Genomic DNA, 7711 nt, shown 5'->3' on the forward strand with positions numbered 1-7711 from the left:
GGCGCCCGTGGCGGATCTGGACCAGGTTCTGGCCCGGCTGGGCCAGTTGCATCCCAAGGTCATCGACCTGTCGCTGGACCGGGTGAAGCGGTTGCTGGACCGGCTGGGCCGGCCCCAGGACCGCCTGCCCCCGGTGGTGCACGTCGCCGGCACCAACGGCAAGGGCAGCACCATCGCCTTCCTGCGCGCCATGCTGGAGGCGGCGGGCCACCGCGTGCACGTCTACACCAGCCCCCACCTGGTGCGCTTCAACGAGCGGGTGCGCCTGGCCGGCAACCTGGTGGATGACGCCAGCCTGGTGACCCTGCTGGAACGGTGCGAGGCCGCCAACCAGGGCGACCCCATCACCATCTTCGAGATCATCACCTGCGCCGCTTTCCTGGCGTATTCCGAGGTGCCGGCCAACGTTTTGCTGCTGGAAACCGGCCTGGGCGGACGGCTGGACGCCACCAACGTGGTCGACCGGCCGGCGGTGTCCGTCGTCACCCGCATCTCCTTCGATCACACGCAGTTCCTGGGCGACACGCTGGACGCCATCGCGGGCGAGAAGGCCGGGATCTTCAAGGCCGGCCGCCCCGCCGTGGTCGGCCCCCAGGCGGCCGACGTGCCGCTGGCGGTCTTCCGTGACCGCGCGGCCGCCCTGGATGCGCCGCTGGCCATCGCCGGGGCGGAATGGTCGGCCCTGCCGACGGACATCGGGTTTCGCTTTGAAGGCTACGGCCGCACGCTGGACCTGCCCATGCCGGGCCTGCTGGGCGCCCACCAGATCGGCAACGCCGGCACCGCCATCGCCGCCCTGCAGCACCTGCCCCTGACCGTGCAGGACGCGGACATCGTGACGGGTCTGGCCACGGTGGAATGGCCTGGCCGCCTGCAGCGCCTGACGCGCGGCCCCCTGGCCGATCTGTTGCCCGGCACCCAGCTGTGGCTGGACGGCGGCCACAACGACTCGGCGGGTGAGGTGCTGGGCGTCCAGGCCCAGACCTGGACCGCAGGGGGAGAGGCCCTGGATCTGGTGGTCGGCATGATCACCAGCAAGGTGCCGGCGGACTTCCTGCGGCCGATCGCCCCCCACGTTCGCCGCCTGGCGGCCATATCCATCCCGGGGGAAGAGGCCACCCGCCCCGCCGCCGACATCGCGGCGGCCGCGCGTGCGGCCGGCATTGGCGAGGTGAGGGAGGCCGACAGCGCCGCCGGCGCCATCGCGTGGATGGCCGGCCAGGGCGCGGCCCCCCGCACCCTGATCTGCGGCTCCCTCTACCTCGCCGGCGCCATCCTGGCGGATAACGGGTAAAGGGGCACTCCGCAGCCCCCTACCCCCGCAGTCCCTACCAGTGCACCTCCACCGTGCCGCCGATGGTGCGCGGCGCGCCCAGGATGGCGCGGTTTTGCGCCGTGTAGACGTACTGCTTGTAGCGTTCGTCCAGCAGGTTGCTGACGAACAGATAGGCGCCCCAGGACCCGACGCCGGCCATGTCCGCCTCATACCCCACCCGGGTGTTGACCAGGGTGCGGTCGCCCACCCGGTATTGCGCCTGGTTGGATCCCACCGAGGTGTAGACGGCATCGCGCCAGTTGGCGTTCAGGTTGGCGCTGTAACCGCCGCCGAAGTGCAGGTTCACGCCGGCCGCCGCCGTCCAGCGCGGGGCGTAGGGGAATTCCTCCCCCGCCAGGTTGAAGGTGGTGGAGGTTCCGGCGGGCAGGTTCAGCTCATCGAACTTGGTGCGCTCATACCCGACGGAGGCGTACCAGTCCACCACCGGGCTGATCTTGTGCGTCGCCTCCAGCTCAAAGCCGTAGAGGTGGGACTTGCCGGCGTTGATGGTGTTGTAGTCGTAGGTGTTGTCGCTGAGGAACACGGTGACCTGCTGGTCGCTCCAGTCCGTGTAGAAGGCGTTGGCGTTGACGCCCAGCGCGCCGTCCAGCCACGTCGACCGCACCGATCCCTCATAATTCCAGCTGTACTCCGGATCGTAGGGCACCAGGGTGGCGTGCGCCGGATTCTGGCTGGAACCGCCGGAGCGGTAGCCGCGCTGCACGGTGAAGGCGGTGATCAGGTCCGGCGTCCATTCCATGGACACGCCCGCCTTGGGCAGGAAGGCGTCGAAGGTCCGCCCGGTGGATGAGGCGGCGGAGGCCGCCTGCGCCACGATGCCGGCCACGCCCTTGTTGATGGCGGTGATGGCGCTGTACAGCGGCGTGCCCACCGCGCCGAAGGACGCGGGGTCGGGATAGGTGCCGGTGAAGCGGGTGGTGGTGCCGGCGCCGTAGCGGTTCTGCTCATGGTCATAGCGGAAGCCCGCCAGCAGCCACAGCCGGTCGGTGAGGCGATAGCGGCCATCGCCGAACAGGGCGGCCGTCTCCACATGCTCCGGCTGCTGGGACTGGTAGGCCACGGGGATGACCGGCAGCGCCTGGCCATAGGCGGCGCTGATGGCGCTGGCGGTGGCGGTGGGGAAGCCGGCGGACCGCAACAGGTTGGTGATGGTGGTCAGCGGCGTGGTGACGTTCACCTGGCTGTTGGCGTCCAGCGTCAGGTCGCGGTTGTAGTACCAGCCACCGATGAGGCCGCTCAGCCGCTCCCCCTGGTAGTTCAGGCGCAGCTCCTCGGTGTAGGTGTCGGCCTTGGTCCGGTTGTCGACGACTTGGGAGTCGACGGCGGTGCCGTCGCCGTCCTGGCTGGCGTGCTGCTTCAGCCGGTTCCAGGAGGCGACGTTGGTCAGGGTCAGCGTGTCGCTCAGCCGGTAGGACAGGTTCAGCGTGGCGATGTCGCTGTCCACCTCGCCGATGTGGGGCCGGTTGAGAAGGAGGTGCGGTTGTCGTAGTAGTCCGGCACGTCGGTGCGGACATACTGGTAGAGATAGCCGCCGTCGCGCCGTGTGCGGTCATAGCTCAGCACCGCGGTCAGGTCGGGGATGGCCTTGGGCGTCCATTTCAGCTTGCCGCGCAGGTTGGTGGAGCGCAGCGCGTCCTCATGGTCGTCCAGCGTCACGTTCTTGATGATGCCGTCGTTCACCCGCCGCTCCGCCGCCAGGCGGAAGCCCAGTTCGTCCTGGATCAGCGGGCCGCCGACGGCGGCGGAGAAGGTGCGCTCCTGCTGGTCGGTCCACATCACCCGGGCGTCGCCGGTCCAGTGGTCGGTGGGGTCGCGGGTGGTGATGACCACCGACCCGGCCAGGGCGTTCAGCCCCTGGATGGTGGATTGCGGCCCGCGCAGGATCTCCACCTGGGCGATGTCCCACATGTCGGTGGGGCCACCAAACAGGGAGGCGCTGGGGATGGGGGCGCCGTCGATGTAGACGGTGGCGGCGTCGGCCTTGCCGCTGCCCGACACGCCGGTGTTGCCGATGCCGCGGATGGTGAAGCCGGCGGCGCCATAGGTCTGCGAGACGTTGGCCGTACGGTCGTAGATGTCCTGGATGCTCAGGATGTTCTCCTGCTCGATCCGGGCGGGCGTGGTGACGGCGACGCTGGTCGTCGTCTCCTTCAGGGTGCGGCCGGCCTTCTCACCGGTGATGATGATGTCGTCCAGCGTGTCGGCTGACGCGGTTGCGGCGTCGGGCGCCTCCGCCGCGCGTGCAGGCACCAGCGCCACGCCCAGGGCGGGCCACGACAACGCGGTCATGGCCAGAAGCAGATGGGAATATTTTGTTTTCGTTCGCATTTTCGACCCCCTTCTTTTACCGGGGACCGTAGCGGCCATGAAACTAAGAATCAATATCATTCCTAACATGGTGTTCATGTTGGGAACGAGGGGATATTTTGATGCTGGCGGCCATCGGCAGGCGGATATCGGCCGATGGCTCAAAGAAAAAAGCGGGCGCCCCGGGGACGCCCGCCTTCTCCATTCCCACCCGCCCGGCCCCTGGCGGGCCGGACTCGGCACCCCTTACAGGTTCGCCTTGATCCAGTCGGCCAGCGCGCTCTTCGGCAGGGCGCCGACCTTGGTGGCGGCGACCTGGCCGTCCTTGAAGATCATCAGGGTGGGCACGCCACGCACGCCGTACTTGCCGGGGGTGTTGGGGTTGTCGTCGATGTCCAGCTTGGCCACCGTCAGCTGGCCATTCAGCTCACCGGCGATGTCTTCCAGGGCGGGGGCGATCATCTTGCAGGGGCCGCACCAGGTGGCCCAGAAATCGACCAGGACGGGGCCCGAGGCCTTCAGCACGTCGGTCTCGAAGCTGCTGTCCGTGACCTTCACCGTATTCTCGCTCATAACACTATCCTTGGCTGCTAGGGCCCCAGGTCTTGGGGGTTCCTATGGTGGCCCTACCTAGGGTGGGTAGGTGGCGCGGGAATCCCGCGTCCAACGTCACCGGTAAATGTAGGGGCCCTGGCGGGTGGTGGTCAAGGCGGCCACACAGGGGGGGCAGGCCCGTGGCGACCGCCCCTTGAAATCGTTTAACGCCGCTCCCGTACCGTCGGTGAACGGCTTCCTCACCACCGCTTTCGCTGACGCCGGGAGGCTTGCATTGGCCCAGGAATTGCTTTCACCATTGCTTAGAGATTTTAACGCCCAGCCATGGCCTGTCACATTTGATCGTTTTGTCTGGCGTATTTCCTTTGGATAGGAGAGGCTGGTCCGGTTGTCCCAAATGGGGAAGCGGCGGGACAGCCCGGCAATTGCGGGGGGCGGCGGTTCTGGCATGAGCCAAGTGAAAACTCTGGATACCTCTCCGGGGACTTTTGGTGAGCGGGGGATAGCCGTCCCTTTCACCACCCCCATGCTCAGCCAGGCGCGCATGCGGCCCACCCGGCAGGGGGAGCTGGAGTTCCTGCTGCCCAGCTTCACCGGTGGCAAGGGCGTTTACATCATGCCCTGGCGCTCCCTGCCCACGATCATGACGGTCACCCTGCACGATCGCCTTCTGTACGAGGCGCTGCTGGACCTCAAGGAATACACGCCTGACACCGTGCGCCAGGCGTCGCTGACGGTGCAGGCCTCCGGCGTGGCCGGCGGTGACGCCTCGTTGGCGGCGGAAAAAACCCTGGCGCTGGAACTGGGCTACCGCGCGCTGACCCATTTCACCCTGGTGACGGAACTGCTGAAGCTGGCGCGCCTGGACGCGGGGGAACTGCTGGCCACGGGCATCACCGGATCGGAAAGCCGCCGCCTGATCCGCATCTCCCTGGGCCAGTTGGCCCAACGGGCCAACCTGCCGGTGGACGAGATGGTGACCCGGGTGGAGGTGCTGGCCAACCTGATGGCGCCGGTGGGCTTGCCGCAGTGCCAGCAACTGGGCCGCCTCCGCATGCTGTTGGGTGAACTGGACCGCACCCGCGCCAGCCTGCAACGCTGGGGCACCACCGACTTTTCCGAGGTGTCGCAACTGGCGGCGTTCGTGGCCGATACCGCCAAGGCGGCGCTGGACATGGCGCGCGACCGCCTTGCCCGGCTGGACAACCGTTGCCGGGACCTCGGCGCCGTCGCCGGCGACTTCCGCGCCTTCCGCGCCGCCGTGGCGGAGGATGTGACGCGAATGACCTGGCTGCTGGACGGCTGGCCCTTCCTCATCCGCCTGTGGGACAGCGTGGCCGACCGCCCGCTGGAGACGCAGCAATCCACCATGGGTGAGCTGTTCCGTCTGGCCCCCCTGATCCCGGCGGGTGAAGGGGGCAAGGAGCCCTCGGCCTACGACCTGGAAACCCTGAGCAAGATCCAGACGCGCTGGTTGCGCATGGGCGAGGACTGGCGCACCGGCGCCCTCGACATGACGGCGGTGATGCGCATCGAGGCGCTGAAGGCGACGGCATCATGAGCGATCCCGCTTTCAGCGACTCCATCGGCGCCCAATGGCAGACCCTCGCGCGCGACGCCATCCGGCTCAGCGACACCAAGTTCCTGCAAATCTACGCCCTGCTGGAACAGCTGGGCGACAAGCCGGGCATCGCCGGGGCATTCGACGCCATGCGGCCGCGCCTGACCCAGCTGCGCCCGCCCCGCCGGCCCACCGTGTCGCGTCTGTTCTTCCGCCCGGCGGAGGATCTGTTCGATGACCCTGGCGCCTATACCCGACGTCTGCAGCGCATCTCGCGCGGGACCTTGCCCACCTGCTGGAAACTGGTGCGCGCCCGGCTGGACGGGAAATTGGTGGATGGCGTGGCCCAGGGCATCCTGAAGGCCGATCCGCGCGACCCCCGGGTAATGGCCAAGGTCGCCGCCCCCTTGTGGGAGGCCGGGGCCCACGCCCTGGTGGTCATCGCCAACGAGGCGGAGAACAACCTGCGCTTCATGGTCGACAATTTCGGCCGTGACGATGACGTGCTGCGCCAAGTCCAGACCCTGCGCGACGTGCTGCTGCTGGGCGGCATCATCGAGGACCTCAAGCAGCGCCTGCCGGAACGGCCCATCGGCGACCTGGCGGAAAGCCATGCCGACGCCATCAAGGGTGTCATGGCCCAACTGGGCGGGGCGGAAAACCCGCAGGCGGCGGCCCCCGTGCTGTTGGTGCTGACGGCCCGCATGCTGCGGCCCGGCGTGGTGCTGAAGATGCTGACCGACATGCGGGTGACCGGCAGCAGCCAGGCGGAGCGCGACGCGCTGACCCGCGACCTGTCCGGCGTGGTGGTGGGCAACCTGCTGCGCCAGACCGGTAGCATCGCGAAAGAGCCGGAACCGGGCGCTGCCGGTGCGGCACCCCTGGACCCGGTGCAGAAGCTGGGTGCGCTGGCGGCGGTGGCGGAACGCCTGACCGACGGCCTCACATCCGTCAACGACAGCGTGGCCATTCTGCGCGACAAGAAGATCGTCGACCGGGTCAGCGCCGCCCGCAGCGAGATCGGCGAATTCGTGCTGACCACCGTGCTGGGAGACGTGGAAAAAACCCTGGCCGGCCTGATGTACGCCGCCAACGGCGGCGTCTCCACCCCACCCGATGAGATGAAGCGGGCGGAGGCCACGGCGCTGGCCCTCAGGCGATCGGCCAAGCTGGCGAACCACCTGGGCATCCAGCGCGAGGTCAATGCCAAGATCCTGGAGATACGGCGGGAGATCGACCGCCAGATGGACCGCATGATGTCCGCTCCCGGCGCCCGGGGCAACCCGGAAGTGCGCCGCCAGATGTTCAACAACCTGCGCCTGATGGAAATCCTGGCGGGGTCCGACGAAGCGGAGCGGCTGTACCGGGAGTGGAGCAGAAGGCTGGGATGAGCGGGGCGGCCTGCGCCCGCGCCGCCGGCGCCGCGCGGCCCCGGCATGAGCCGGGGCGCACGCCGTGCTCCCGCAGGCCGGGTCAGGCGTTGGCGACCTTCTTCAACGACTTCTCGATCTGGCCGCCGCAGTAGCCATCGCCGTAACGCCGGACCGATTCCCTGTCCCAGGCGGCCAGGGCCGGCGTTTGCCACACCCGGCGGCTCAAGGCGGCCACCAGCGGCGCCTCCTCATCCAGCATCGTGCCGATGCTGGGGAAGATTCGGCGCAGGGTGGACCATAGGGTGGCGGTAACGATGTCGGCCACGCCGATGGCGTCGCCACCCAGCATCAGGCCGTGGTCGTGCGTCAGGCCATGGCGCTGGCCCGTGCCCTCATAAAGGGACATCCAGCGTCGCAGCCGGGGAATGAAATCCGCCCAGGTCTCCGGCGTCCACATCTCACGACCGCCGCTCAAGGTGATCTCGTCGATCACGTCGTTGGTGTCGGCCAAGATCTTCAGCGTCATGGCCCGCCCCTGGGCGGTGGGTGGAATCAGGTACAGGGTTTCACCCAGGTAGA

General features: G+C 68.3%; 7 protein-coding genes. 3 read left to right on the forward strand and 4 right to left on the reverse strand.

Features of this window, described 5'->3' with window-relative positions:
• Positions 1–7 precede the first annotated feature (7 nt).
• Positions 8–1294, forward strand: a complete 1287-nt coding sequence (locus I55_RS17715) for a folylpolyglutamate synthase/dihydrofolate synthase family protein (RefSeq protein ID WP_044561902.1) — start codon at positions 8–10, stop codon at positions 1292–1294.
• 34 nt (positions 1295–1328) lie between these two features.
• Here the strand turns inward: I55_RS17715 and I55_RS37775 are convergent, their stop codons facing one another.
• From I55_RS37775 to trxA, 3 genes are all read right to left on the reverse strand, one after another.
• Complete coding sequence (locus tag I55_RS37775; protein ID WP_199902631.1) at positions 1329–2780, reverse strand: TonB-dependent receptor; 1452 nt, start codon at positions 2778–2780, stop codon at positions 1329–1331.
• Positions 2756–3664, reverse strand: coding sequence for a TonB-dependent receptor plug domain-containing protein (locus tag I55_RS37780; RefSeq protein WP_199902632.1), 909 nt, complete (start codon positions 3662–3664; stop codon positions 2756–2758). Before I55_RS37780 ends, I55_RS37775 begins: the two co-directional genes overlap by 25 nt.
• 225 nt (positions 3665–3889) lie before the next feature.
• Positions 3890–4216, reverse strand: a complete 327-nt coding sequence (gene trxA / locus I55_RS17725; RefSeq protein WP_044561903.1) for a thioredoxin TrxA — start codon at positions 4214–4216, stop codon at positions 3890–3892.
• 430 nt (positions 4217–4646) lie between these two features.
• On the opposite strand from trxA, the gene I55_RS17730 reads away from it, so the two are divergent.
• Together I55_RS17730 and I55_RS17735 are read left to right on the forward strand one after the other, a co-directional pair.
• Complete coding sequence (locus tag I55_RS17730) at positions 4647–5759, forward strand: hypothetical protein (protein ID WP_148293807.1); 1113 nt, start codon at positions 4647–4649, stop codon at positions 5757–5759.
• Positions 5756–7150, forward strand: a complete 1395-nt coding sequence (locus tag I55_RS17735) for a hypothetical protein (protein ID WP_044561905.1) — start codon at positions 5756–5758, stop codon at positions 7148–7150. The genes I55_RS17730 and I55_RS17735 overlap by 4 nt, the downstream gene beginning before the upstream one ends.
• Positions 7151–7232: 82 nt before the next feature.
• On the opposite strand, the gene I55_RS17740 is transcribed toward I55_RS17735, so the two are convergent.
• On the reverse strand, positions 7233–7711 hold a 479-nt coding region (locus I55_RS17740; RefSeq protein WP_044561906.1), incomplete at its 5' end, for a hypothetical protein.

It is taken from the genome of Azospirillum sp. B4 (assembly GCF_000333275.1).
Taxonomy (GTDB): domain Bacteria; phylum Pseudomonadota; class Alphaproteobacteria; order Azospirillales; family Azospirillaceae; genus Nitrospirillum.

Bases quoted from the DNA above. Each gene is read 5' to 3' on its own strand.
- I55_RS17735 (WP_044561905.1), top strand. From the start codon at position 5,756: ATGAGCGATCCCGCTTTCAGCGACTCCATCGGCGCCCAATGGCAGACC.
- I55_RS37780 (WP_199902632.1), bottom strand. From the start codon at position 3,664: ATGCGAACGAAAACAAAATATTCCCATCTGCTTCTGGCCATGACCGCG.
- trxA (WP_044561903.1), bottom strand. From the start codon at position 4,216: ATGAGCGAGAATACGGTGAAGGTCACGGACAGCAGCTTCGAGACCGAC.
- I55_RS17730 (WP_148293807.1), top strand. From the start codon at position 4,647: ATGAGCCAAGTGAAAACTCTGGATACCTCTCCGGGGACTTTTGGTGAG.